At 71.5% G+C, this 23078-nt stretch carries 21 protein-coding genes and 2 tRNA genes; 10 read left to right on the forward strand and 13 right to left on the reverse strand.

The window, feature by feature from the left end; all coding sequences use genetic code 11:
• Positions 1-23: 23 nt before the first annotated feature.
• From ABZ934_RS07650 to ABZ934_RS07665, 4 genes are all read left to right on the forward strand, one after another.
• Positions 24-737: a M50 family metallopeptidase gene (locus tag ABZ934_RS07650; protein WP_361309709.1), complete on the forward strand. Its 714-nt coding sequence runs from the start codon at positions 24-26 to the stop codon at positions 735-737.
• An 87-nt stretch (positions 738-824) separates the two neighbouring features.
• Complete coding sequence (aroA, locus tag ABZ934_RS07655) at positions 825-2180, forward strand: 3-phosphoshikimate 1-carboxyvinyltransferase (RefSeq protein ID WP_361309712.1); 1356 nt, start codon at positions 825-827, stop codon at positions 2178-2180.
• An 8-nt stretch (positions 2181-2188) separates the two neighbouring features.
• Complete coding sequence (gene rsgA / locus ABZ934_RS07660) at positions 2189-3199, forward strand: ribosome small subunit-dependent GTPase A (protein WP_361309715.1); 1011 nt, start codon at positions 2189-2191, stop codon at positions 3197-3199.
• Between the two features lie 205 nt (positions 3200-3404).
• Positions 3405-3728 (forward strand): multidrug efflux SMR transporter, encoded by a 324-nt coding sequence (locus ABZ934_RS07665; RefSeq protein WP_190183336.1) that lies wholly within the window; start codon positions 3405-3407, stop codon positions 3726-3728.
• Here ABZ934_RS07665 and ABZ934_RS07670 read toward each other — a convergent pair.
• Complete coding sequence (locus ABZ934_RS07670; RefSeq protein WP_361309718.1) at positions 3694-4263, reverse strand: TetR/AcrR family transcriptional regulator; 570 nt, start codon at positions 4261-4263, stop codon at positions 3694-3696. The two genes, ABZ934_RS07665 and ABZ934_RS07670, sit on opposite strands and share 35 nt — an antisense overlap.
• A 148-nt stretch (positions 4264-4411) precedes the next feature.
• On the opposite strand from ABZ934_RS07670, the gene hisN reads away from it, so the two are divergent.
• Positions 4412-5215 (forward strand): histidinol-phosphatase, encoded by an 804-nt coding sequence (hisN, locus tag ABZ934_RS07675; protein ID WP_361309721.1) that lies wholly within the window; start codon positions 4412-4414, stop codon positions 5213-5215.
• Between the two features lie 196 nt (positions 5216-5411).
• Positions 5412-5810 carry a CBS domain-containing protein gene (locus ABZ934_RS07680; protein ID WP_361309724.1) on the forward strand — a complete coding sequence of 133 codons (399 nt, stop codon included), beginning with the start codon at positions 5412-5414 and terminating at the stop codon, positions 5808-5810.
• An 85-nt stretch (positions 5811-5895) separates the two neighbouring features.
• On the opposite strand, the gene ABZ934_RS07685 is transcribed toward ABZ934_RS07680, so the two are convergent.
• The gene (locus tag ABZ934_RS07685) at positions 5896-7365 is read right to left on the reverse strand and encodes a catalase (RefSeq protein ID WP_361309727.1); all 1470 of its coding nucleotides are present in this window, start codon (positions 7363-7365) and stop codon (positions 5896-5898) included.
• Between the two features lie 130 nt (positions 7366-7495).
• On the opposite strand from ABZ934_RS07685, the gene ABZ934_RS07690 reads away from it, so the two are divergent.
• Positions 7496-7912, forward strand: coding sequence for a Fur family transcriptional regulator (locus ABZ934_RS07690; RefSeq protein ID WP_136213964.1), 417 nt, complete (start codon positions 7496-7498; stop codon positions 7910-7912).
• Positions 7913-8051: 139 nt separating this feature from the next.
• On the opposite strand, the gene ABZ934_RS07695 is transcribed toward ABZ934_RS07690, so the two are convergent.
• The 4 genes from ABZ934_RS07695 to ABZ934_RS07710 all read right to left on the reverse strand — a co-directional run bounded on the left by ABZ934_RS07695 (position 8052) and on the right by ABZ934_RS07710 (position 13446).
• A tRNA-Met gene (locus ABZ934_RS07695) sits at positions 8052-8125 on the reverse strand.
• A 229-nt stretch (positions 8126-8354) separates the two neighbouring features.
• Entirely contained in the window at positions 8355-10211 is a 1857-nt protein-coding gene (locus ABZ934_RS07700; RefSeq protein ID WP_361309730.1) for a tetratricopeptide repeat protein, read from the reverse strand.
• Positions 10212-10425: 214 nt separating this feature from the next.
• Positions 10426-10499 (reverse strand) — tRNA-Met (locus ABZ934_RS07705).
• Between the two features lie 52 nt (positions 10500-10551).
• Positions 10552-13446, reverse strand: a complete 2895-nt coding sequence (locus tag ABZ934_RS07710; RefSeq protein WP_361310304.1) for a UPF0182 family protein — start codon at positions 13444-13446, stop codon at positions 10552-10554.
• A 131-nt stretch (positions 13447-13577) separates the two neighbouring features.
• Here ABZ934_RS07710 and ABZ934_RS07715 point away from each other — a divergent pair, with 131 nt between their 5' ends.
• Positions 13578-14144, forward strand: coding sequence for a PPA1309 family protein (locus ABZ934_RS07715; RefSeq protein WP_361309733.1), 567 nt, complete (start codon positions 13578-13580; stop codon positions 14142-14144).
• A 26-nt stretch (positions 14145-14170) separates the two neighbouring features.
• On the opposite strand, the gene ABZ934_RS07720 is transcribed toward ABZ934_RS07715, so the two are convergent.
• The 4 genes from ABZ934_RS07720 to ABZ934_RS07735 form a co-directional block, all read right to left on the reverse strand.
• Positions 14171-15259: a PDZ domain-containing protein gene (locus tag ABZ934_RS07720; RefSeq protein ID WP_361309735.1), complete on the reverse strand. Its 1089-nt coding sequence runs from the start codon at positions 15257-15259 to the stop codon at positions 14171-14173.
• 137 nt (positions 15260-15396) lie between these two features.
• Positions 15397-15600 (reverse strand): hypothetical protein, encoded by a 204-nt coding sequence (locus ABZ934_RS07725; protein ID WP_361309737.1) that lies wholly within the window; start codon positions 15598-15600, stop codon positions 15397-15399.
• A 169-nt stretch (positions 15601-15769) separates the two neighbouring features.
• Positions 15770-16228 carry a molybdenum cofactor biosynthesis protein MoaE gene (locus ABZ934_RS07730; protein WP_361309740.1) on the reverse strand — a complete coding sequence of 153 codons (459 nt, stop codon included), beginning with the start codon at positions 16226-16228 and terminating at the stop codon, positions 15770-15772.
• A gap of 146 nt (positions 16229-16374) precedes the next feature.
• Positions 16375-17475 carry an SDR family oxidoreductase gene (locus tag ABZ934_RS07735; RefSeq protein ID WP_361310307.1) on the reverse strand — a complete coding sequence of 367 codons (1101 nt, stop codon included), beginning with the start codon at positions 17473-17475 and terminating at the stop codon, positions 16375-16377.
• 270 nt (positions 17476-17745) lie between these two features.
• On the opposite strand from ABZ934_RS07735, the gene ABZ934_RS07740 reads away from it, so the two are divergent.
• Complete coding sequence (locus tag ABZ934_RS07740; protein WP_361309742.1) at positions 17746-19200, forward strand: zinc-dependent metalloprotease; 1455 nt, start codon at positions 17746-17748, stop codon at positions 19198-19200.
• Entirely contained in the window at positions 19197-19721 is a 525-nt protein-coding gene (locus ABZ934_RS07745; RefSeq protein ID WP_361309745.1) for an NUDIX hydrolase, read from the forward strand. The genes ABZ934_RS07740 and ABZ934_RS07745 overlap by 4 nt, the downstream gene beginning before the upstream one ends.
• Before the next feature lie 119 nt (positions 19722-19840).
• Here the strand turns inward: ABZ934_RS07745 and ABZ934_RS07750 are convergent, their stop codons facing one another.
• Genes ABZ934_RS07750 through ABZ934_RS07760 form a run of 3 tightly spaced genes read right to left on the reverse strand, consistent with a single transcriptional unit; the run spans position 19841 to position 23060 of the window.
• Positions 19841-20596, reverse strand: a complete 756-nt coding sequence (locus tag ABZ934_RS07750; RefSeq protein ID WP_361309748.1) for an AIM24 family protein — start codon at positions 20594-20596, stop codon at positions 19841-19843.
• A 17-nt stretch (positions 20597-20613) separates the two neighbouring features.
• A complete protein-coding gene (locus tag ABZ934_RS07755) occupies positions 20614-21294 on the reverse strand; it encodes an AIM24 family protein (protein WP_361310310.1) in 681 nt (226 codons plus the stop codon).
• A 29-nt stretch (positions 21295-21323) separates the two neighbouring features.
• Positions 21324-23060, reverse strand: coding sequence for a TerD family protein (locus tag ABZ934_RS07760; RefSeq protein WP_361309750.1), 1737 nt, complete (start codon positions 23058-23060; stop codon positions 21324-21326).
• Between the last annotated feature and the right edge of the window lie 18 nt (positions 23061-23078).

Genomic DNA, 23078 nt, shown 5'->3' on the forward strand with positions numbered 1-23078 from the left:
TACCGCAAGGAGTCCGCCACTCCATGGACAGCACGACGACGGCCGGTCTGTGGGACCGGCTGAGCGGCATACAGACGGCAGCCCCCTGGTGGCTGGTGGTCGTGACGGGGCTCGCCGCGCTGGCCGCCGTGGCGCCCCGGCCCGTGTGGCGGCTGTCCCGGAACGCGATCACGATCGCCCACGAAGGCGGCCACGGGCTGCTGGCGCTGCTGACCGGGCGCCGGCTCGACGGGATCCGGCTGCACTCCGACACCAGCGGCGTCACCGTCAGCCGCGGCAAGCCCAGCGGGCTCGGAATGGTGCTGACCGCCGCCGCCGGTTACACGGCGCCCTCGCTGCTCGGGCTCGGCGGAGCCGCCCTGCTCTCGGCGCACCGGATCACGCTGCTGCTGTGGGCGGCGACCGCCCTGCTCCTCGCGATGCTGGTGATGATCCGCAACGCGTACGGGCTGCTGACGGTGGTGCTGACCGGCGGCGTCTTCGTCCTGGTGTCCTGGCTGACCCCCGCCGAGGTGCAGGCGGTGTTCGCGTACGGGGTGGTGTGGTTCCTGCTGCTGGGCGGGGTCCGGCCGGTGTTCGAGCTCCAGGCCAAGCGCCGGCACGGCGGCGCCCCGGACTCCGACGCCGACCAGCTGGGCCGGCTCACCCACGTCCATCCGGTGGCCTGGCTGCTGTTCTTCCACGCCGTGGCGCTGTGCGCGCTGATCGGCGGGGTGCGCTGGCTTCTCGGCCTCTGAGACGGCGCCGGTGAAGTGCCCGCGGCGGGGCCCCGAACGGGCCCCGGCCACGATCCGGGCTTGGGCGAAGCCACTAAAGTGGAGGCCATGACCGAGACCCCCGCGCCCCACGCCCTCTGGCCCGCCCCCCTCGCGGACGGCGCCGTCCACGCCACCGTCACCGTGCCGGGCTCCAAGTCGGTCACCAACCGGGCCCTCGTACTCGCCGCGCTGGCCTCCGAGCCGGGCTGGGTACGCCGCCCACTGCGCTCGCGCGATTCGCAGCTCATGTCGGACGCCCTGCGCGCGATGGGCGTCGGCATCGAGGAGACCGTCTCCTCCAGCTCCGCCGGCGGCGAGGGCGCGGGCGGAGAGGCGTGGCGGGTCATCCCGGCGGCCCTGCACGGCCCGGCCACCGTCGACGTCGGCAACGCGGGCACGGTCATGCGCTTCCTGCCGCCCGTCGCGACCCTCGCCTCCGGCGACATCCGCTTCGACGGCGACCCGCGCTCCTACGAGCGCCCGCTGGGCGAGGTCATCAACGCCCTGCGCGTCCTCGGTGCCCGCATCGACGACGACGGCCGGGGCGCACTGCCCCTGACGGTGCAGGGCGGCGGGGCGCTGGAGGGCGGCACGGTCGAGATCGACGCCTCCAACTCCTCGCAGTTCGTCTCGGCGCTGCTGCTCTCCGCGCCGCGCTTCAACCAGGGCGTCGAGGTCCGCCACATCGGTGACACCCTGCCCTCCATGCCGCACATCCGGATGACGGTGGAGATGCTGCGCGCGGCGGGCGCCCAGGTCGACACCCCCGAGGCGGGCGGCGAGAAGAACGTGTGGCGGGTCACCCCCGGCGCGCTGCTGGGCCGCGACCTGGTCGTCGAGCCGGACCTCTCGAACGCGCAGCCCTTCATGGCGGCGGCCCTGATCACGGGCGGCACCGTGACCGTCCCCGACTGGCCGCGCCGCACCACGCAGCCCGGTGACGCGCTGCGACGGATCTTCACCGAGATGGGCGGCTCCTGCGAGCTGACCGACACGGGCCTGGTCTTCACCGGCAGCGGCAAGATCCACGGCATCGACGTGGACCTGGGCGAGGTCGGCGAGCTGACGCCGGGCATCGCGGCGGTCGCGGCGCTGGCGGACTCCGAGTCCGTGCTGCGGGGCGTACGCCATCTGCGGCTGCACGAGACGGACCGGCTGGCGGCCCTCACCGCGGAGATCAACGGCCTCGGCGGCGATGTCACGGAGACCGAGGACGGACTGCGCATCCGCCCGCGCCCGCTGCACGGCGGTGTGTTCCACACGTACGACGACCACCGGATGGCGACCGCCGGCGCGGTGATCGGTCTCGCGGTGGAGGGAGTCCTGATCGAGAACGTGGCGACGACCGCGAAGACCCTGCCGGACTTCCCGGCGATGTGGGCCGGGATGCTCGGCCAAGCGGCACAGGCCGCGGGAGCGTAGGGGTCGGCATGCGCAGGTACGGCAAGAACACCGACGAGGACGACATCCGCTCGCGCCCCAACCCCAAGGGCAACCGGCCGCGTACGAACATCCGCCCCAAGCACGAGGACGCGGCCGAGGGCTTCGTCCTGACCGTCGACCGGGGCCGGCTCACCTGCCTGGTCGGGGACCGCGCGGTGCACGCGATGAAGGCCCGGGAGCTGGGCCGCAAGGCGGCGGTGGTCGGAGACCGGGTCTGGATCGTCGGTGACCTGACCGGCAAGAAGGACACCCTCGCCCGGATCGTGCGGATCGAGGAACGCAAGTCCGTCCTGCGGCGGACCGCAGACGACGACGACCCGTACGAGCGGGTGGTCGTCGCCAACGCCGACCAGTTGGCCATCGTGACGGCGCTGGCCGACCCGGAGCCGCGGCCCCGGATGATCGACCGGTGCCTGGTGGCCGCGTACGACGCCGGGCTGGAGCCGCTGCTGGTCCTCACCAAGTCGGACCTGACTTCCGCGGACAAGATCCTGGAGATCTACTCGACGCTCGGCGTGAACTACGTCGTCACCAACCGCGAGGAGTTGGCGACCGGCGACGCGGCCGACCGGGTGCGTGAGCGGCTGAACGGCCGGATCACCGCCTTCGTCGGCCACTCCGGGGTCGGCAAGACCACCCTGGTCAACTCGCTGGTCGCCGAGGGCCGCCAGCGTGCGACCGGCCATGTCAACGCGGTCACGGGCCGTGGCCGGCACACCACCACCTCGGCCCTCGCACTGCCGCTGCCCGGCGGTGACGGCTGGGTCATCGACACCCCGGGCGTGCGCTCGTTCGGCCTGCACCACGTCGACCCGTCCCGGGTGATCCTGGCCTTCCCCGACCTGGTGGGGGGCACGGAGGAGTGCCCGCGCGCGTGCAGCCACGACGAACCCGACTGCGCGCTCGACCAGTGGGTGGCGGACGGTCACGCGGACCCGGCGCGGCTGTACTCGCTGCGGCGGCTGCTGGAGACGCGGGAGCGCCGCGAGGGCGACTGATCGGCGCGGGCGGCCCATCGTCCGGGCGGACCGCTCGTGTTTGCCGAAGATCGCGTCGGGATAAATGCATAATCGCACCAAGTGACGCGACGCCACGTCACGTGACGCGGGACGCACTCGGCACTCGGCACTCGGCACTCGGCACTCGGCACTCGGCACTCGGCACTCGGCACTCGGCACTCGGCACTCGGGAGGGGCATACGCCATGGCGTGGCTGCTGGTCGTGGTCGCCGGGATCCTGGAGACCGGATTCGCGGTGTGCCTCAAGCTCTCCCACGGGTTCACCCGGCTGTGGCCCACGATCGCCTTCGCGTCCTTCGCGCTCGGCAGCTTCGGCCTGCTGACCCTGGCGCTGAAGAAGCTCGACGTGGGCCCCGCGTACGCCGTGTGGACGGGCATCGGGGCGGCCGGCACCGCCATCTACGGCATGGTCTTCCTCGGCGACCTCGTCTCGACCTTGAAACTCGTCTCGATCTCGCTGGTCATCCTCGGCGTCATCGGGCTCCAGCTCTCCGGTTCCGCGCACTGACCAGTCCGAGCAGCCCGGCCGCCGCCGGCTCCTCGCCCGGGGCGCCCGGGGCGATCACGTAGGACAGCGCGAGTCGCACGACCAGCTCGCACCGCTGCGCCGGCTCCGCCGGGAGCGCGGCGGCCGCCCGGTCGCGGACGGCGCGTACCAGCTCCCCGGGCCCGAGCGCCGGGACGCCCGGTCGGACCGCCCGCCCGGGCGGGGCGGGCAGGTTCCCGTTCCACGAGCCCGTCAGCAGGGCCCGTACGAGGGGACGCGCGCGGGCGGCCCGTACGGTCCACTCGGCGATCCCCGTCAGCCGCTCGGCGCTGTCCGCGGACGTCTCCAGGGCACGGTCCACGCCCCTCAGGTACCAGTCGGCCTCCCGGCGGACCAGGGCGCGCCCGAGCCCCGCCTTCCCGCCGAACTCGTTGTAGAGGGTCTGCCGGGACACCCCGGCGGCCGCGGCCACCTCGACCATCCGCACGGCGGGCCAGGCGCGCGCCGCCAGCGCCGCTCCCGCCGCTTCCAGCAAGGACTCCCGCGCCGCCGCCATCGTCGCCTCCCCGGCTCCCCTCCCAGGCTCCCCTCCCCCGTTCGCCTTCCGCCAGAGTTGACGGGGCACCAGGTCCTGTCAAGGGCGCCTGTCGGCCGTACCGTGGACGGCGTTCGCCGCTCGGCCGCGGTCTCGATACTGTTCGGGCATGCCCGAGTATGACGATGACCTCCGCCTCGCCCTCGAACTCGCCGACGCGGCGGACGCGGCCACCACGCAGCGCTTCCGCGCCCTCGACCTCCAGGTGGAGACGAAGCCGGACATGACCCCGGTGAGCGAGGCCGACAAGGCCGCGGAGGAGATCATCCGGGCCGGTATCCTGGCCGCGCGGCCCGACGACGCCATCCTGGGCGAGGAGTACGGGCTCAAGGGCGACGGCCCGCGCCGCTGGGTCGTGGACCCGATCGACGGCACGAAGAACTACGTCCGGGGCGTCCCGGTGTGGGCGACGCTGATCTCGCTGATGGCCGAGGGCACGGACGAGGTGTTCCGCCCGGTGGTCGGGGTGGTCTCCGCGCCGGCGCTGGGCCGGCGCTGGTGGGCGGCGAAGGGCAGCGGCGCCTGGGCGGGGGGCTCGCTCGGCGCGACCGCGGCGATCGGCGTCTCGAAGGTCGCGACCCTGGGCGACGCCTCGTTCGCCTACTCCTCGCTGTCGGGCTGGGAGGAACAGGGCCGACTGCCCGGCTTCCTGGACCTGACCCGCGCGTGCTGGCGCACCCGGGGCTACGGCGACTTCTGGCCCTACATGATGGTCGCCGAGGGTTCGCTGGACCTGTGCGCCGAGCCGGAGCTGAACCTGTGGGACATGGCCGCCATCGCGGTCGTCGTCGAGGAGGCGGGCGGCCGTTTCACCAGCCTGGACGGCGTCGACGGGGTGCACGGCGGCAACGCGGCCGCCTCGAACGGCCTGTTGCACGAGGAGATGCTGGCGCGCCTGCGGCCGCGCCCCTGAGCACCCGGTGCCCCCTGACGCGCCGTCGGCGCGCTCGGCCGGGCGGGTGTCGCCGAGCCCGCCCCCTTGATGACCCTGCGTATGCGTGGGAATCTGAGACTCCCCCGCTTGTGCGCTTGTGAAGCCCTTCTCTTGAGGGGGCCCTCACCCGGCGCACCCACCAGGGCGGGGTCTCACCCAGGAGGTGGCTCTCTTCATGCTCGTCCGTGACGCCATGAGCACCGTGATCCTCACCCTCGGACCCGCGCACACCCTCCGGCAGGCGGCCTGCCTGATGTCCGGCCGGCGCGTCGGCGCGGCCGTCGTCCTCGATCCCGACCACAGCGGCATCGGCATTCTGACCGAGCGCGACATCCTCAACTCCCTCGGCGCCGGCCACGACCCCGACCGGGAGTCGGTGGGCGCGCACACCACCAACAACGTCGTCTTCTGCACGCCGGACGCCACGGTCCAGGAGGCCGCCGAGGCCATGGCGCACGGTGGCTTCCGCCATTTGATCGTGCTGGAGGACGGCGGCCCGGTGGGCATCGTCTCGGTGCGTGACGTCATCCGTTGCTGGGTGCCGGCGCGGCGCGCCGCCACCGTACCGGCGTAGCGGCGCGGCTTCGACGCGAACGCCGACGGGCCGGCGCTCCGAGGAGGAGTGCCGGCCCGTCGTCCCGCCACGACAAGCGTCCGTATCAGCCGCGGAGGGCCTGGACCGCGGCGTCCAGCCGCTTGCCGAAGTCACCGTCCGCCTGGCGGAAGTTGTTGATCGCGCGGTCGACGATGTCGTCACGGGAGACCTTGGCGATGAAGCCGGAAAGGTTCTCGATCAGACGGCCCTTCTCGTCCTCCGACATCAGCCGGTAGAGGTTGCCCGCCTGGACGAAGTCGTTGTCCTCGCGGTGCACCGGAGTGGCGTGGTTGCCGGTGCCACCGGTCAGCGGGACGGGCTGCCACAGCGGACGGTCCGTCTGGAACGGGCCGCCGAAGCTGTTCGGCTCGTAGTTCTTCGCGCCCTTGTGGCGGCCGTCGTACAGCGCGCCGTCGCGGGAGTGGGTGCGCGCCTCGGTGGCGTGCGGGCGGTTCACCGGCAGGTGGTCGGCGTTGATGCCGACGCGGTAGCGGTGGGCGTCGCCGTACGCGAAGAGCCGACCCTGGAGCATCTTGTCCGGGGACGGACCGATGCCGGGGACGAAGTGGGCCGGGCTGAAGATGCTCTGCTCGACCTCGGCGAAGATGTTCTCCGGGTTGCGGTTGAGCTCCAGCTTGCCGATCTCGATCGGCGGGTAGTCCGCGTGCGGCCACACCTTGGTGAGGTCGAACGGGTTGAAGCGGTACTCGGCCGCCTCGGCCGCCGGCATGATCTGGACCTGCACGCTCCAGCTCGGGAAGTCGCCGCGCTCGATCGACTCGCGCAGGTCGCGCTGGTGCGAGTCGGGGTCCTCGCCGGCGAGCCGGTTGGCCTCGGCCTGGGTGAGGTTCTTGATCCCCTGGTCGGTCTTGAAGTGGTACTTGACCCAGAAGACCTCGCCGGCCTCGTTGTTCCACTGGAACGTGTGCGAGCCGAACCCGTCCATGTGCCGGTAGGACGCCGGGATGCCGCGGTCGCCGAAGAGCCAGGTGACCTGGTGGGTCGACTCGGGGCTCAGGCTCCAGAAGTCCCAGACGTTGTCGGCTTCCTGCGAGCCGGTGTACGGGTCGCGCTTCTGCGTGTGGATGAAGTCCGGGAACTTGATCGCGTCGCGGATGAAGAAGACCGGGGTGTTGTTGCCGACGAGGTCGTAGTTGCCCTCTTCGGTGTAGAACTTCAGCGCCCAGCCGCGCGGGTCACGGCGGGCGTCGGCGCCGCCGAGGCTGTCCGCGACGGTGGAGAAGCGCAGGAAGGTCTCGGTCTGCTTGCCGACCTCGGACAGGAACTTCGCACGGGTCCACTGCGAGACGTCGCGCGTGAGCGTGAAGGTGCCGTACGCACCGGCGCCGCGGGCGTGCACCACACGCTCCGGGATGCGCTCGCGGTTGAAGTGGGCGAGCTTCTCCAGCAGGAGCTGGTCCTGGACCAGGACGGGGCCGCCGACTCCGGCGGTCTCGCTGTTCTGGTTGTCGGCGATCGGGGCCCCGGCCTCCGTGGTGAGCGGTCCCTGCGTCACGTGCGCCTCCTGCGTCATTACTGCGTGTCCTGTCCTCAGCGTCTTCGAAATCGATCCTACAATGGACATTGTCTAAGTCAAGCAGCAATCCAATTCCGCACTGGTTCGGGAGTTACACCGAATCAGTCACACTGTTAGGCTGGGGTGCATGAGTGACCTGCTGGAACGACTTCGCGGACGCGGATGGCGCATGACCGCACAGCGGCGCGTCGTGGCCGAGGTGCTCGACGGTGACCACGTTCACCTGACGGCCGACGAGGTGCACGCGCGCGCGGTGGCCAAGCTGCCGGAGATCTCCCGCGCGACGGTGTACAACACCCTGGGCGAGCTGGTCAGCCTCGGCGAGGTGCTGGAGGTGTCCACGGACCGGCGCGCCAAGCGGTACGACCCCAACGCCCACCGCGCGCACCAACACCTGGTCTGCGCCCAGTGCGGCGCGATCCGCGACGTCCACCCGGCGGGCGACCCGCTGGCCGACCTGCCGGACGCCGAACGCTTCGGCTTCGTGGTCTCGACGGTCGAGGTGACGTACCGCGGGGTGTGCCCGAACTGCGCGGGCGCGTAGCCGACTGATACGGATGCGGATGCGGATGCGGATGCGGATGCGTTCGAGGGCAGGCTAGGGGGCCTGCCCTTTTCCGATGTTTTCGGAGGCAAACGCCGAAGGCCCGGATCCAGGGGATCCGGGCCTTCGGGCTACTGAGTAGCGGGGACAGGATTTGAACCTGCGACCTCTGGGTTATGAGCCCAGCGAGCTACCGAGCTGCTCCACCCCGCGTCGGTAAACCTGACTTTACGCGACCCTGCCCGGCAGATGCAAATCGCTTAACGATGGGCCCCAATCCAGCCCCGTGGGGTCCCCTGGACGGAGTCTGGGGGAGTTCGAGGCGATCAGCCCCGCCGGCGCTTGAGGCGCGGGGTCCGGGGCGGAGCCCCGAAAGCCCGGCGCAGCCGGGGCCGCTCGCGCGACGGCGCCGCGGACGGCTCCACACGAACCCCGCCAGGGGCTACGCCGAGAGCTCCTCCGCCAACGCGTCCCGCAGCCGCGCCGCCCGCTCCGAGACCTCGGCCGGCCCCAGCTCCATGGCCCGCACGCACCACTTCTGCCCCTCGTTCAGGTCCCCCTGCCGCGCCGCCAGCAACCCCAGGCGCAGCGCCGCCCGGCCGTGGCCGGCCACCGCCGCCCGCGTCCACCACAGCGCCGCCTCCGGCTCGTTTCCCTCCCGGGCCAGCAGCAGCCCCAGGTTGAACGCCCCGTTCCGCGAGCCCGCCTCGGCCGCCTCCCGGTACCACCGCGCGGCCGCCGCGAGGTCACCCCGCGCCGCCGCCAGCATCCCGACCCGGACCTGGGCCCGCCGGTGGCCCTGCTCGGCGGCACGCTCGTACCACTCCTCGCTCTCGGTGCGCGGGACCCCGCCCACCGGCTCGCCCAGCGCCGCCGGCTCCGGCGGCGGGGCCAGCGACTCCAGCAGCGCGGCCAGCCGGAACGCCGCCTCCGCGCTGCCGCCGCCCGCCGCGCAGCGCAGGTGCCGCTCCGCCGCGCGCTCCTCGCCGTCCCGCACCAGGGCGATGCCGACCTGGAGTGCGGCGTCGGTGTGCCCGGCCGACGCGGCCCGCTCGTACCACTTCAGCGCCGTCCGGTCCTCGTCCCGGCTGGCGAACAGGATGCCGAGGTTGAAGGCGGCGTCCACGCTGCCCGCCTCGGCCGCCTTCGAGAACCACGGCTCGGCGCCCTCCGCGTCCCCGCCCTGGAGCAGCAGGATCGCCAGGGCGTTGGCCGCCTCGCGGTGGCCCGCGTAGGCCGCCCGCCTGTACCACTGCTCGGCCTGCGCCGTCCGCTCCTGCGCGGCACACAGCAGGGCGAGGTTGTACGCGCCGTTGTGGTCGCCCGCGTCCATCGCGACCCGGTACCACTTCTCGGCCGTCTGGGTCTCGCCGCGGGCCGCGTGCAGCGCGCCCAGGGCGTTGGCCGCGTTGCCGTCGCCGTCCTCGGCGGCCCGGCGCCACCACGCGGCCGCGCTCTCCTCGTCCCCGGCGTCGCGCAGCAGGAAGCCGAGGGCGCACGCGGCCCGCGCCTCCCCCTGCTTCGCCGAGGTCAGGTACCAACGCCCCGCCTCCTTGAGTTCGCCGCGGGCCTCCAGCAGCGCGCCCAGGTGCAGCGCGGCCCGGCGGTGTCCGCGCGCGGCGGCCTGCCGGTACCACTGTTCGGCCTCGACGGGGTCGCCCTTCCTCAGGTGGCGGGCGAGGCGGTACGCGGCTTCCCGGTGCCCCTGCTCCGCCGCCGCGCGGAACCACCGCTCGACGCCCTTGTCCCCGCGGTGTTCCAGCAGGTCGGCCAGCCCGTAGGCGCCGAGGGCGTGACCGGATTCCGCCGCCTGGCGCATCCAGTATTCGGCGGCGGGCTCGTCGCCCCGCTCGCGGTAGTGCCGGCCCAGGGCGTGGGCGGCCGGCGCGGAGCCCGCGACGGCAGCGACCCGCCACCAGCCGGCGGCCTCGTCCGGGTAGCCGCGCTGGTGCAGCAGTACCCCAAGGTTGTTGGCGGCGGCGCGGTCCCCCTCGGCGGTGGCTCCCCGCAGGTACGGTTCGGCCCCGGCCAGGTCGCCCCGGCGCAGCAGCAACGCCCCGAGCACGCTCATGGCGCCCGGGTCCCCCTTGTCGGCGGCCACGCGGTGCCGGGCCTCCAGCTCCGCGTCACTGGCCACGTCGGTTTCGACGAACGCTTCGTCCGCGAAATCCGCATCGGTCAATGCGGTCTGCGCGTTAACGGTCTGAGCCCCCTTCTCGGCTTCCCTGCCCGACTCGACCCCGGACCTCACAAACCGCCCTGTCTCCAGCAGAGTTGACCTGTCCCCCATAAATCCCATCGTCGCATCACCTGCTACCCGCGTACACCTGGTATGTCGCAGTCAGTGAGGTCACTACAGCGTTTTGTCGACATGCCCACAGAGAGACAAGTCAAACACGCTCCCACCCCAACTCACCCGCCCCAGTGACCTCGTGACCGGCCGTGTCCCCCCGAACGGTCACCCCGGACATGACGAAGGCCCGGATCCCATGGATCCGGGCCTTCGTTTTCAGTAGCGGGGACAGGATTTGAACCTGCGACCTCTGGGTTATGAGCCCAGCGAGCTACCGAGCTGCTCCACCCCGCGTCGGTGAAACCACAGTATCACGACGCGGGGCCGGTCCCTTACCCGGTGATCGTCAACTGCCCGACTTCGGGGCCGTCAGCTTCGCCTCGGCGTCGACCGCCCGCTGGAGCGCCGCCTTGATGTCGTCCTGCGCCTTACCGTAGGCCGCCCAGTCGCCGGATTGGCGTGCCTTCTCCGCCGCCTCGACCGCCTTCTGCGCATCGGACAGGGCCGCCTGGACCGTCGGGTCCTGCGTGCCCGGCGTGGTGGTTCCGGCGCCCGGCGGGGTGGTGGGCGTGGTCGGGGTGGTCGGCGTCGTCGGCGCGGTCGGCGCCTGCGCTCCGAACACCACGTTCAGCGCCTTCTCCAACGTGTCCTCGAAGGCCGTCTGGCCGCCGTACGTCACCAGCACCTTGCGCAGCGTCGGGTACTTGAGCCCGCCGCCCTTGACGTACACCGGCTCGACGTTCAGCACGCCGTCGTCGAGCGGCACCGTCAGCAGGTTGCCGTACTCCACCTGGGAATCGCCCCGGCTCAGGATGTTGATCTCCTGGGCGATCTCCGGCTTGGAGTTGAACTTGCTCTGCACCTGCTTGGGTCCGTCGACAGGGGTACTGGTCGGCAGTTTCAGGATGCGGATCTTGCCGTAGTCCGGGGTGCCCGGATCGGCGTTGACCGCCATGAAGGCGCTCAGGTTGTCACGGCCGTTGGGGGTGAAGGTCGTCGTCAGCGAGAACGCCTGCTCCTTCTGGCCGGGCATCTTCATCGACAGGTAGTACGGCGGCACCGCGCTGCCGGTCTTCGTGGTCGGGTCGTCGGGGACGGCCCAGACCTCCGAACCGCTCAGGAACGTCTGGGCGTCGGTGACGTGGTAGCGGGTCAGCAGCTCGCGCTGCACCTTGTAGAGGTCCTGCGGGTAGCGCATGTGGTCGATGAGCGCCTTGGGGATCTCGCTCTTCGCCTTGACGGTGCCGGGGAACGCCTTCATCCAGGTCTTGAGGACCGGGTCCTGGGTGTCCCACTGGTACAGCTTGATCGTTCCGTCGTAGGCGTCGACGGTGGCCTTGACCGAGTTGCGGATGTAGTTGACCCGGTTCTCCTGCGCCACCACCGCGCGCTGGCTGTTGGTGAGCGAGTCCGCCGTGGAGTCGCCGAGCGTGGTGCGCGAGGCGTACGGGTAGCCGTTCGTCGTCGTGTAGGCGTCCACGATCCACTGGATGCGGCCGTCCACCACGGCCGGGTAGGCCGCGCCGTCGATGGTCAGCCACGGGGCGACGGCCTCGACGCGCTCCTTGGGCGTGCGGTTGTAGAGGATGCGTGAACCGTCGCCGATGGCGCCGGAGTACAGGATCTGCGGCTCGCTGAACGCGAGGGCGTAGGCCGCCCGGTTGATCGGGTTGTCGAGGCTGACACCGCTCTTGCCGGTGTAGCTCGTCTCCTTCTCGCCCTTGTCGTCGGAGTAGTCGAGCTCCTTCTGGGGACCGCCGACGATCGAGTACTGCTTGGTCTGCTCGCCGTAGTAGATCTGCTGCTTGAACGCGTTGCCCGTGCCGAACTCGCCCTTGGAGGGGAGGTCGGACTGGATGAAGACCGGGTCGCCGTTCTTCGTGACCTCGGTGCCCTTGGCGGCGACCACGCCGTAGCCGTGCGTGTAGCGGAAGTGGTCGTTGATCCAGTTGTTCTTGGGGATTCCCGCGAGGTTCAGTTCGCGCAGGCCGATGACGGTGTCCTGGCCCTTGTAGCGGTCGACAGCGAGCGTCGCCGGGAAGCCGTAGTAGCCCTTGACCTGCTGGAGCTGCTGGAAGGCCGGCGAGACGATGTTCGGGTCGAGCAGCCGGATGCTCGCGGTGGTGTCGGCGTTGGCCCGGAGCTTGGCCTGGTCCGTGTTGGAGCCGACCCCCGGGTAGTCCTTCACCTCGGCGTTGGCGATGCCGTAGGCGTTCCGCGTCGCGTCGATGTTCTTCTCGACGTACGGCGCCTCCTTGGCCTGCTCGTTCGGCTGGACCTGGAACTTCTGCACGATCGCCGGGTACAGCCCGCCGATGAGGATCGCCGAGAGCACCATCAGGCCGAAGCCGATGACCGGCAGCTGCCAGGTCCGGCGCCACAGCGTGGCGAAGAACAGCAGCGCGCAGATCGCGGCGATGGCGACCAGGATCGTCTTCGCCGGGAGGTAGGCGTTGGCGTCGACGTACCGCAGGCCGGTCCAGTTGTCGGCTGCCTTGAAGTCACTGGACTTCACCGCCAGGCCGTACCGGTCGAGCCAGTAGGCGATCGCCTTGAAGGTCACGAACAGGCCGAGCAGCACCGACAGGTGCCCGGTGGCGGCGGCGGTGGCCCGGGCGCCGGGGCTGGTCACGCGCAGCCCGCCGTACAGGTAGTGCACGACGACGGCGGCGATCACCGACAGGACGACCGCCGCGAAGCCGAAGCCGAGCAGGAAGCGGTACCAGGGCAGATCGAAGGTGTAAAAGGACACGTCCAGACCGAACTGCGGGTCCTTCTTCCCGAACGGCACCCCGTTCACGTACATCAGCCAGGTCTTCCACTGGCCGGCGGCCGAGGCTCCGGCGATCAGCCCGACAATCGCGGCGATGGCCAGGAGCAGCCACTTCTTGTACGGCGCGACGCTCATCCGGTAGCGGTCGAGGCTCTGCTGTTCCATCGACATCGCGCTGAGCGGGGGCCGCAGCCGGTGCGCCAGCCAGATGTTGAGCCCGACGGCGCCCGCCATCAGCAGCCCGAAGACCGCGAAGAGACCGATCTTGGTCCACAGGGTGGTGGTGAACACACTGGAGAAAGCGACGGAGCGGAACCAGAGCCAGTCCGTCCAGAAGCCCGCGAACATGATGAACGCCATGGCCAGCACGGCCAGAACGCCCAGAGTCGTCAGAAGAGTGCGGGCGCGCCGGGAGGGGCGGCCGACTCTCATCCGTGGCCCGGAGGGGCCTGCGCCGCGGTCCGGCATCTGGAAAGCCAAGGTGCGCACCTCTGAAAGTCGCTGGAGCTGGTCGTCAACGGGGCCCTGATCGTAGGGCCCACTCATGCAACTTACTGAGGCTTTGGTCAGTTCCCGCTATCCGGTGGAAAGGAGGCAGGATGTTGTCCATGTCCAACCTTTCGCCTTCCGGCACTCCCATGGCGGCCAGTCCGCTGACCCGCGCCTGCCTCGAAATCGACGAGTACGCGGCCGGCCTCGGCTGGGACCGGCCGGCCCGGCTCTTCGCCCTCGTCGACACCGCCCGTCTGCGCCGGCAGGAGCCCCGGCTGGCCGGCCAGCTCGGTCTCGACCAGGACGACACCGGCAAGTCCTCCCTCACCCCGATCGAGCAGGAGGAGGTGCCCGCCAACACCCCGCTCGACAAGTTCCTGGGCACCATCGCCTGGCCCGACTCGGTCGTGGGCTGCGCGCTGACCGTGGAGCGGCTGATGCTGCCGCCGTCCGCGGAGGCGTCCGTACCGGAGGGGCTGAACGACAAGCAGTTGGCGAAGTGGGTCGCCTCGCACCCCGAGCGGCAGGAGGTCCGCCTCACCGTGGCCGTGCTGCGCGACGGGGCACGCGAGTCGGCGGTCCGACTGCGGGAGAAGGACTCCTCGACCGAGGTCCTCACCGGCAGCGAGCTGGTGCCCGGGCTGGCGGAGGCGCTGGCCGCGACCTTCGTGTAGCCGCTCCCGGCAGGGGGGCGGGTCGGTCAGGACGTCGTGCAGCGCGGCAGGCCGGCCGTGTCCCCCTTGCCGATCTTCTCCAGCGCCTGCTCGGCGTCGCCGATCGTGGAGACCTTGACCAGGGTCAAGCCGTCGGGGACGTGCGCGGCGGCGGAGGCGCAGTTCTCGGCGGGCGTGAGGAAGAACCGTGCGCCGGCGTTGCGGGCCCCGATGGTCTTCATCTGGATGCCGCCGATCGGACCGACCTTGCCCGTGTCGTCGATGGTGCCGGTGCCCGCGATGAACTTCCCGCCGGTCAGGTCCTGGGGGGTGAGCTTGTCGACGATGCCGAGCGCGAACATCAGGCCGGCGCTCGGGCCGCCGACGTCGGCGAGCTTGATGTCGATGGGGAACGGGAAGGTGTGGTCGACCCCGGCCCGGATGCCGACGATGGCGTGACCGTCGCCCTCCGCCTTCCCGGACACGATCGTCACCTTGGCAGTGGTGTTCGGCTCGCGGCCCGCCTTCTCGGCCTCGGCCGCCTCGGCGGCGGGCACGATGACGAACTCGACCGGTTCCCCGGCCTTGTGCTTGGTGACGAGCTTGGCCACGTCGCCCGGCTCCGCCACCGGCGTCCCGTCCACCGACTTGATCACGTCACCGGCGTGCAGCTTGCCCTCGGAGGGGCTGCCCTTGACGACGGTGGAGACGACGACGCGGACGGGAACCTCGATGCCCAGTTGCTTGAGGGCGGCCACCTTGGCGCTCTCCTGCGACTGGCTGAACTCCTCGGCGTTCTCCTGCGTCGATTCCTTGTCCGTCTTGCCGCCCGGATAGAGGTTCTCGTGCGGCACCACGATGTTGTCCCCGGCCAGCCAGCCGTACACCGCTTCCAGCAGGTTCATGTCGTAGTCCGCCCCGGTGACGCGGACCGTCGTCATGTTGAGGTGCCCGGTGGTGGGGTAGGTCTTGTGCCCCGAGATGTTCAGGACGGGCTCGCCGCGCGATTCGCCGAGCGTGTTCACGGTGGGGCCGGGGCTCATCTCGGAGTACGGGACCTTGAGGAACACCCCTGCGCAGAGCAGTGCGAACAGCATGAGGGTGGAAGCGAGCATCGTCGCAGTGCGGCGTGGCATGGATCGACAGTACGGGACGCCTCTGGCGGGCGACCCGTGGGGCCGGTCCGTACGGGGTTCGTCCGCCGAACTCTCAGGGGATTCTCAGGCCGAAGGTGCCGGACGGCCGGGTTCTCGGGCGGGCCTCTCGGGACGCGTCAGACGGCGTCGGAACCGGAGTGCGCCTTTTCCTGCGTTTTGAGGCGGGTGGGCTCGGCGTGGTCCATGGCCTCGCGGAAACGTGCGTAGCCGGAGAGCTCGGATATGTCGCCGGACGTACGGTCGCGCGCCGCCCAGCTCCCCCATATCGCGGCTCCTATGGCGGCGAACAGCGGAATCAGCAACCACGCCAGTGACGCCATGGACGTGCCTCCCTGCCCCGAAAGTACGTGTCGTTGGTGGCTTCAACGCTCGTGCCCGGAAAGGAGTTACGCAAATCGAGGGCGTGTTGCGCGGCCGAACGGGTGTGAGGTTACCCCCTTACGGGGGCCGTACGGGGGCCGGGGGTTCAGCGGGCTCCGTCAGACACCCCTAGCAGGCCCCGACCCACTCCTCGGTGCCGTCGGTGAACGTCTGGTGCTTCCAGATCGGGACCTCGTGCTTGAGGTCGTCGATCAGCATCCGGCACGCCTCGAACGCCTCGCCCCGGTGGGGGCAGGAGACGGCCACCACCACCGCGAGGTCGCCCACCGCCAGGTCGCCGACGCGGTGTACGGCGGCGAGGGCGCGGACCGGGTACTTCGCCACGACGCGCTCGGCGATCCGGCGCATCTCGGCCTCGGCCGTGGGGTGGCAGGAGTAGCCGAGGGAGTCGACGTCGGCGCCGCTGTCGTGGTTGCGCACCGTGCCGACGAACAGCGTCGTGCCGCCCGTCGCGTCGTCACCGACCGCCTGGAAGACCTCGTCGATCGAGAGCGGGGTCTCACGGATCTGGAGCAGCCGGATCGGATCTTGGGCGGCCTGCTCGCCGGGGTGGTCGAAATGCGCCATGTCCCCATCGTGCCCTAGCCGGGGCCCCGGCGAAATAGCTGATTCACCCGGCGCGGCGCGGCCCCCTTGGGAGCCTCCTACAGGAGACCGCCGGTGTCGGCCGACCCGGGCCGGCCGACACCGCCCGTGGCGGGGGCCGGCCCCCCTCAGATCCCTCGGCGCTTGCGGGCCCGGCGCACCGCGGCGGCGGCGCCCAGCAGGGCGACCGTCGCGCCCGCCGCGCCCGCGGCCGTGGCGGCGTCCTTGCGACCCAGGCGGCGGCCGGCGACGGTGTGGCGACCCGCGACCTCCTGGAGCAGCTCGGCCAGCACCTCCTCGTTGGTCCAGCGCGGCCGCCAGCCGGCGGCGTGCAGCGCACTGACGCTGACCACCCACGGGTGCATCGTGTACGCGAGGTCGCCCGCCGGGGAGGGCGTCAGGCCGATCCGGTGCAGCCGGGCCGCGGCCCCCAGCGCGACGGCGGAGGGCAGCTCCATGCGGCGGATGCCGCTCAGCTCCTCGACTTCCTCCTGCTCCAGCCAGCCCTCGCAGCCGACCGCCAGCTCCCCCTCGACCTTTTCCAGGGCGGCGTACTCCAGGGCGCTGACCAGGTCCTCGACGTGGCAGAACTGCCAGGTGGGCCGGGATCCGGCGACGACGAGGAGCCGGGGCGACTCGAAGTAGCGGGTCAGGGCGGTGTCGGTGCCGCCGACCAGTACGGCGGGGCGGACCACGGTGACGTTGAGCCCGGGGTGCGCGCGGGGGGCCCGGCGGCCGAGTCGCTCGATCTCCAGCAGGTCGCCGACGCCGGTGGCCTCGGCGGTGGCCCGCAGCTCGGAGTCCTCCGCCAGCGGGATGTCGTTGTCGGGGAGCGCCCCGTAGACCATCGCGGAGGTGCAGAGCACGACGCGGTGCACCCCGGCCGCAGCGGCGGCCGTCAGCACGGTCTGGGTGCCGCGCACGTTGTACGCGGTGCGGGCCGCCGGGTCCGTTTCCAGGTCCAGGTCCAGCGCGAGGTGGACGACCACGTCGGCGCCCCGCAGCTTCTCGGCGATCGCGGGGTCCCGTACGTCCAGGACGTGCCAGGTCGCGGACGCGCAGTCGCCGCGCCGCTCGTCGATGGCCACGACCTGCTTGACCTCGTCGGATGCGGCGAGGCGGCTCACCAGCGCCGCGCCGACCCCGGACGCGGCGCCGGTCACCGCGATCACGGGACCTCGGACGGCCGGGTTTCGCGGCGGGCGAACGCCGCTCTCGCCGGGCTCCACGGGGTCTTCGGCGTGCGGCGCGGGGTCGGGCTCGTGCGAGCTGTCTTTGTCCAAAGCGTGCGGATCTGGGGAACTCACCGGGCGTCTCCAGCGGTTGTCTTCAGTAGGGACGCGTCGTGACGCGTACCCACCAGGTGATGTCCATCCTGCCGCAGCCCAGGAGCCGGCGGAGCACCGAGCCCGGAAGCGGGCCGGGTGTCTACGCTGGGTGGTGTTGTCGGACCATTGCCCGTCGGCACCCGCCGGCGGCCCTACGAGCCGAGGAAACCCGTGAGCGACACCCCATTCGGATTCGGCCTTCCGCCGGAGGAGCCGGAGAACGGCGACGAAGGCAAGAAGAAGGGCAGCGAGGGCGGTCAGGGCGGCCCGAATCCGTTCGGGTTCGGCACGGGGCTGCCGGGCGGCGCCGGGGCCCCGGGCGGCGCGGACAATCCGTTCGCCGCGATGTTCGGGGCCATGAACCCGAACGACTTGGGCGCGGCCTTCCAGCAGCTCGGCCAGATGCTGAGCTACGAGGGCGGTCCCGTGAACTGGGACATGGCCAAGGACATCGCCCGCCAGACCGTCGCCCAGGGCACGGCGGACGGCGTCAAGGACGCCAGCGTCGGCATCGCCGAGAAGTCGGCGGTCCAAGAGGCATTGCGCCTCGCCGACCACTGGCTGGACGGGGTCACGTCGCTGCCGTCGGGCGCCACGACCGCCGTGGCGTGGAGCCGGGCGGAGTGGGTCGAGGCCACCTTGCCCGTGTGGAAGGAGCTCGTCGACCCGGTCGCCGAGCGCGTCGGCGTCGCCATGGGCAGTGTGCTGCCCGAGGAGATGCAGGCGATGGCCGGGCCGCTGCTCGGCATGATGCGCTCCATGGGCGGGGCCATGTTCGGCCAGCAGATCGGCCAGGCCGTGGGCGTGCTCGCGGGCGAGGTCGTCGGCTCGACCGACATCGGGCTGCCGCTGGGCCCGGCCGGCAAGGCCGCGCTGCTCCCGCTGAACATCCAGGGCTTCGGCAAGGACCTGGGCGTCCCGTCCGAGGAGGTACGGCTGTACCTGGCGCTGCGCGAGGCGGCGCACGCCCGGCTCTTCGCGCACGTGCCGTGGCTGCGCTCGCACCTGTTCGGCGCGGTCGAGGGCTATGCGCGCGGCATCAAGGTCGACACCTCGAAGCTGGAGGACGTGGTCGGCCAGATCGACCCGTCGAACCCGGAGCAGCTTCAGGAAGCGCTCCAGGGCGGCATGTTCCAGCCGCAGGACACCCCGGAGCAGAAGGCCGCGCTGGCCCGTCTGGAGACGGCGCTCGCACTGGTCGAGGGCTGGGTCGACGCGGTGGTGCACGAGGCGGCCAAGCCCCGGCTGACCTCGGCGGACGCCATGCGCGAGACGATGCGCAGGCGCCGTGCCTCGGGCGGCCCGGCGGAGCAGACCTTCGCGACGCTGATCGGGCTGGAGCTGCGCCCGCGTCGGCTGCGCGACGCCTCGCGGCTGTGGGCATCGCTCACCGACGCCCGCGGGGTGGACGGCCGCGACGGGCTCTGGGAGCACCCCGACATGCTGCCGACGGCCTCCGACCTGGACGACCCGGACGGGTTCGTGCACCGGGAGCAGCCGGACTTCTCCGAGATCGACAAGATGCTCGGCGAGGCGGCCCGCAAGCACGAGCAGGGCGAGTCCGACGGCCGGGGCCAGACCGACGGCGAGGGCAACGGCGAGGGCGGGGGCGAAGAGAAGAAGTGAGCCTGTACGACGACGCGGTCCTCGTCCTCAAGGGCTACGAGGACCAGCCCGATCTGCGCGAGCTGTATCTGGAGCACCTCGCCGCCCACCCGGACGGGGTCTACAAGCCCTGCCGGGCCGGGCACATCACCGGCAGCGCGCTGGTGGTGGACCCGGCGCGGGGCCGGGTGCTGCTGACCCTGCACAAGAAGCTCGGCATGTGGCTGCAGTTGGGCGGCCACTGCGAGCCGGGCGACGCGACCCTCGCGGAGGCGGCGCTGCGCGAGGCCCGCGAGGAGTCGGGCATCCCGGCCGGGCTGACCCTGCTGCCGGGTGGCCCCGTACGCCTGGACCGGCATCCGATCCCGGAGCCGTGCAACTGGCACCTGGACGTGCAGTACGCGGCGCTGGCCCCGGCCGACGCGGTGGCGGAGATCAGCGAGGAGTCGCTGGACCTTCGCTGGTTCCCGTACGAGGAGGTGGCGGCGGTCGCCGACGCCTCGGTGGTCCGGCTGGTGGAGGCCACGCGGGCGCGCCTTTGAGGGCCTGACGTACAGGTGCTTGACGTACAGGTGCTTGACGTACAGGTGCTTGACGTACAGGTGCTTGACGTACAGGGGGGCGGTCCCGTGGGACCGCCCCCTCGTGCGCCGGCGGTGGCTCAGTTCCAGGCGTTGTTCTGGTTCTGCGCGTGGGCGCCGTGCTGGCCCATGCCGTACTGCGCGGCCAGGCCCTGCCCGAGCTGGGCGTTCTGCGGCGGCAGCAGCTCGCTGGGCTGCACCAACGCGAAGCCGGTGCCGAGGAAGCTGAGCTCCCAGCCCTCGCCCGTGTTGCCGCGCCGGCGCCACACGCCGGTGGAGTGCGTCTGGGCCTGCATCTGCACGCGCAGCGAGGTGGACCAGGCGACGATGGCGTCCGCGTCGGCGTTGACGTACTTGTCGGGGGTGACCCGCATCATCAGCGGCTGCCCCGAGGTCATGAGGGCGACCTTGCCGCGGCCGGTGATGTTCAGCTGGTACTTGCCCGAGCCGGAGATCCCGTACTGGCTGTCCACGGCGACGGCCTCGGTGTGCAGGGTGGAGTCCAGGGCCAGCACGTAGCTGCTGTCGACGGTGAGCCCGTCCTGGTCGACGTCCACGACGTGGACGTACTGCGCGAGGTTGGCGAGGTAGACCGTGCCCTGTCCCGAGCAGCGCATGAGGTCCAGGCCCTCGCCGGTGCGGGCGCGGGCGGTGCGCTGCGTGGTGCTCTGGTACTCGCCGTCGAAGTCGATGATCCCCTGGTAGGCGACCATCGCGCCCTTGCGGGCGAGGACATCGTCGGAGCCGCTCAGGGAGACCCGCAGCAACTGTGGGTTCTGGACGGTGTACCGGTCCTGGGACTGCGCCTCGGCGTGGGCGAAAAGTGCGCTCTGCATGATGTGTCCGCTCCCCCTCAGCCCCGGGTCCGGAGCCGGTCGGTGCTGTCCTCGCTCGGCTGTACGACGACGATGCCCTGCCCGGAGAAGGCCATCTGGTAGGCCTCCCCGCTGCCCCGGCCGATCATCGACGAGGCCTTGAAGCTGCGCTTGCCCTTGACCTTGAGGTTGGGGGACCAGGCGACCAGCGCGTCCGGGTCGACGTACGTCTCATCCTCGCCGCGGCCGCAGTCGACCACGATCGGTGTGCCCCGGGAGGTGATGGCGACCCAGCCGGTGCCGGAGACCTGTACGTTGAACAGCCCCTGACCCGCGAACTTGGCCATGCCCTTGACCCGCTCGACGCCCCACTGGAGCTGGGCGTCGAAGGCCAACAGGTTGGTTCCGTTGACGGAGAGGGCGTCGTTGTCGAGATTGACGCAGACGACGTCCGCGCCGTAGTCGGCGAGGTAGAGGAGCCCGTCGCCGGTGCACTTCATCAGCGGAGCGCCTTCGCCGGTGAGCCACTGTGAGGCCATCTGACGCACGGCGGGCGGGTTGGGCTCGTACTGCACGAAGCCTTCGTAGGCGACCATCGAGCCGGTGCGCGCGAAGAGGTCGTGGCCGCTCTGCATGGCGACCTTGAGCATGGCCGGGCCGTGGTTCTCCATGCGGGCCGTGACGGGGGTCGGGGCGTAGCCCGCGAGCTGCTGGTTCATTGCGTTCATGGCATTCATGTGGGGCTCCCTCAGACCTCGTACGGCTGGACGACGATAAAGTTGCCGGGAGCGCCGCGGAACTGGAGGTTCACGGTCTCCCCGCTGTGGCCGGGGTAGGCATTGCGGCGCAACCGGACCTGGCTGGAAATGATCACCTGGGAGGCGGCGGACCAGGCCACGATGGCGTTGCTGTCCGCGAAGGTGGTCGGGGTGACGGGCAGGACGACGGGGGTGCCGTGCGTCTTGACGATCACGGTGCCGGAGCCCTGGAAGAGCATGGTGAACAGGGCGCCGCCCGGGATGCCGTGGCCCTCGATCCGGCGCACCTCGTGTTGGAGGGACTCGTCGAAGGCGAGGACGCTCTCGGCCGAGACGCAGATGCCGTCGCCTTGGAGCTCGATGGCGTGCAGGTGGGCCCCGTTCTCGGCGAGGAAGACCTGGCCGCGGCCGGTGCAGCGCATGAGCTGCATCTCCTGGCCGGTGGCGTTGCCGACGATGCGGCCGGCGAAGCCGGCTCCCTTGTAACTGAAGTCGACCTTGCCCTGGTAGAGGACCATGCTGCCCTGGCGGGCGAGGACCGGCTGACCTCCGCCCATGGCGAGGTCGACCCGCATCAGCTGGTGGTTCTGCGGGGTCCAACGGGCGCCGGTGGGGGCTTCCTTGTACCGGCTGAGGGCGGCGGTGAGTCCCGGGGCGCCCGCACCGGCGACGGCCGGCTGGGGGTGGCCAAGCTGCTGACCGTACGGGGCCGGCTGCGGATAGCCGGGCTGTTGACCGTACGGGGCGGGCTGGTTGTACGGGGCCGGGTGACCGAGCGGTGCGGGGACCGGGCCGGGCGGGGGCACCTGGCCGCCGTACGAGGGGTGCTGGGTCGGGACCTGGCCGTACGAGGGCGGCCCGGGCGGCTGCGGCGCGTGCGGCGGCTGACCGTACGGGGCCGTCGGGGGCGCGGGCACGAGGGGGCCGACCATCGTGGGGGCCGAGTGCACCGGCTGGTGCGGGGTCGGGACCGGCCCTGGGGCGGGGACCGGGGCGCCGAAGGAGGGGTGCGGGGCGGGGGGCGCCGGCGGGGCCTGGTGCGCGGGCGGGGCCTGGTGCGCGGGCATGCCGAACCCGGGCGCCGGAGCGGGGGCCTGCGGAGGCGGGGCGAAGCCGGGCGCGGCGGCCGGGGCCTGGTGCTGCGGCTGCGGCTGCGGCTGCGCCTGGGGCTGGTGGCTCCGGGGATCCGGCTCCTCGTCTTCGGCGACCTCGCCGCCGAAGTTCTTGAGCAGGGCGGCGAGCCCGCCGTCGAAGCCCTGGCCGACGGCGGCGAAGCGCCACACGTCCTTGAGGTAGAAGTCGCCGATCATCAACGCGCGCTCGGTGCTGAACTCCGCGCCCGTGAACGAGTACCGGACGACTTCCTCGCCACCCGCCACGACCCGGATGTAGCCGGGGCCGATCTGCGACATCTGCCCCGGGCCGTCGATGGAGGCGGCGAAGGACAGCTTGTGGATGTGCGCGGGCACGCGGTCCAGGGTCACCCGGAAGGACTCGGTGTCGCCGGCCTGGGCGCCGAGCTGTTGAACGGACTCCTCGGGCGACTTCGGCTGGTTGTAGAAGACGAAGTAGCGGTCGTCCGAAAGCTGCTCGTTGGCATCGAGGCCGAAGCAGCTGATGTCGATGGAGAGCCCGGCACCGGCGATCTGGACGCCCACGTACAGATCGGTGCCCGCCGTCAGATCACTGATCTTGGCCTTGTGGCCGCGTTGGAATTCCCTGGCCATACGTACGCCCGTCCCCCA

Origin of the sequence: Streptomyces sp. NPDC046557, from assembly GCF_040645975.1 — a bacterium.
In the GTDB taxonomy this organism is placed as follows: domain Bacteria; phylum Actinomycetota; class Actinomycetes; order Streptomycetales; family Streptomycetaceae; genus Streptomyces.

What these genes read in the sequence shown, in the direction of transcription:
- ABZ934_RS07690 (WP_136213964.1), top strand. Translation starts at nt 7,496, where the DNA reads ATGAGTGACCTGCTGGAACGACTTCGCGGACGCGGATGGCGCATGACC.
- ABZ934_RS07700 (WP_361309730.1), bottom strand. Translation starts at nt 10,211, where the DNA reads ATGGGATTTATGGGGGACAGGTCAACTCTGCTGGAGACAGGGCGGTTT.
- ABZ934_RS07685 (WP_361309727.1), bottom strand. Translation starts at nt 7,365, where the DNA reads ATGACGCAGGAGGCGCACGTGACGCAGGGACCGCTCACCACGGAGGCC.
- hisN (WP_361309721.1), top strand. Translation starts at nt 4,412, where the DNA reads ATGCCCGAGTATGACGATGACCTCCGCCTCGCCCTCGAACTCGCCGAC.
- ABZ934_RS07670 (WP_361309718.1), bottom strand. Translation starts at nt 4,263, where the DNA reads ATGGCGGCGGCGCGGGAGTCCTTGCTGGAAGCGGCGGGAGCGGCGCTG.
- ABZ934_RS07665 (WP_190183336.1), top strand. Translation starts at nt 3,405, where the DNA reads ATGGCGTGGCTGCTGGTCGTGGTCGCCGGGATCCTGGAGACCGGATTC.
- ABZ934_RS07725 (WP_361309737.1), bottom strand. Translation starts at nt 15,600, where the DNA reads ATGGCGTCACTGGCGTGGTTGCTGATTCCGCTGTTCGCCGCCATAGGA.
- rsgA (WP_361309715.1), top strand. Translation starts at nt 2,189, where the DNA reads ATGCGCAGGTACGGCAAGAACACCGACGAGGACGACATCCGCTCGCGC.
- ABZ934_RS07715 (WP_361309733.1), top strand. Translation starts at nt 13,578, where the DNA reads ATGTTGTCCATGTCCAACCTTTCGCCTTCCGGCACTCCCATGGCGGCC.
- ABZ934_RS07680 (WP_361309724.1), top strand. Translation starts at nt 5,412, where the DNA reads ATGCTCGTCCGTGACGCCATGAGCACCGTGATCCTCACCCTCGGACCC.
- ABZ934_RS07755 (WP_361310310.1), bottom strand. Translation starts at nt 21,294, where the DNA reads ATGAACCAGCAGCTCGCGGGCTACGCCCCGACCCCCGTCACGGCCCGC.
- ABZ934_RS07730 (WP_361309740.1), bottom strand. Translation starts at nt 16,228, where the DNA reads ATGGCGCATTTCGACCACCCCGGCGAGCAGGCCGCCCAAGATCCGATC.
- ABZ934_RS07750 (WP_361309748.1), bottom strand. Translation starts at nt 20,596, where the DNA reads ATGCAGAGCGCACTTTTCGCCCACGCCGAGGCGCAGTCCCAGGACCGG.
- ABZ934_RS07720 (WP_361309735.1), bottom strand. Translation starts at nt 15,259, where the DNA reads ATGCCACGCCGCACTGCGACGATGCTCGCTTCCACCCTCATGCTGTTC.
- ABZ934_RS07650 (WP_361309709.1), top strand. Translation starts at nt 24, where the DNA reads ATGGACAGCACGACGACGGCCGGTCTGTGGGACCGGCTGAGCGGCATA.
- ABZ934_RS07710 (WP_361310304.1), bottom strand. Translation starts at nt 13,446, where the DNA reads ATGCCGGACCGCGGCGCAGGCCCCTCCGGGCCACGGATGAGAGTCGGC.
- ABZ934_RS07760 (WP_361309750.1), bottom strand. Translation starts at nt 23,060, where the DNA reads ATGGCCAGGGAATTCCAACGCGGCCACAAGGCCAAGATCAGTGATCTG.
- aroA (WP_361309712.1), top strand. Translation starts at nt 825, where the DNA reads ATGACCGAGACCCCCGCGCCCCACGCCCTCTGGCCCGCCCCCCTCGCG.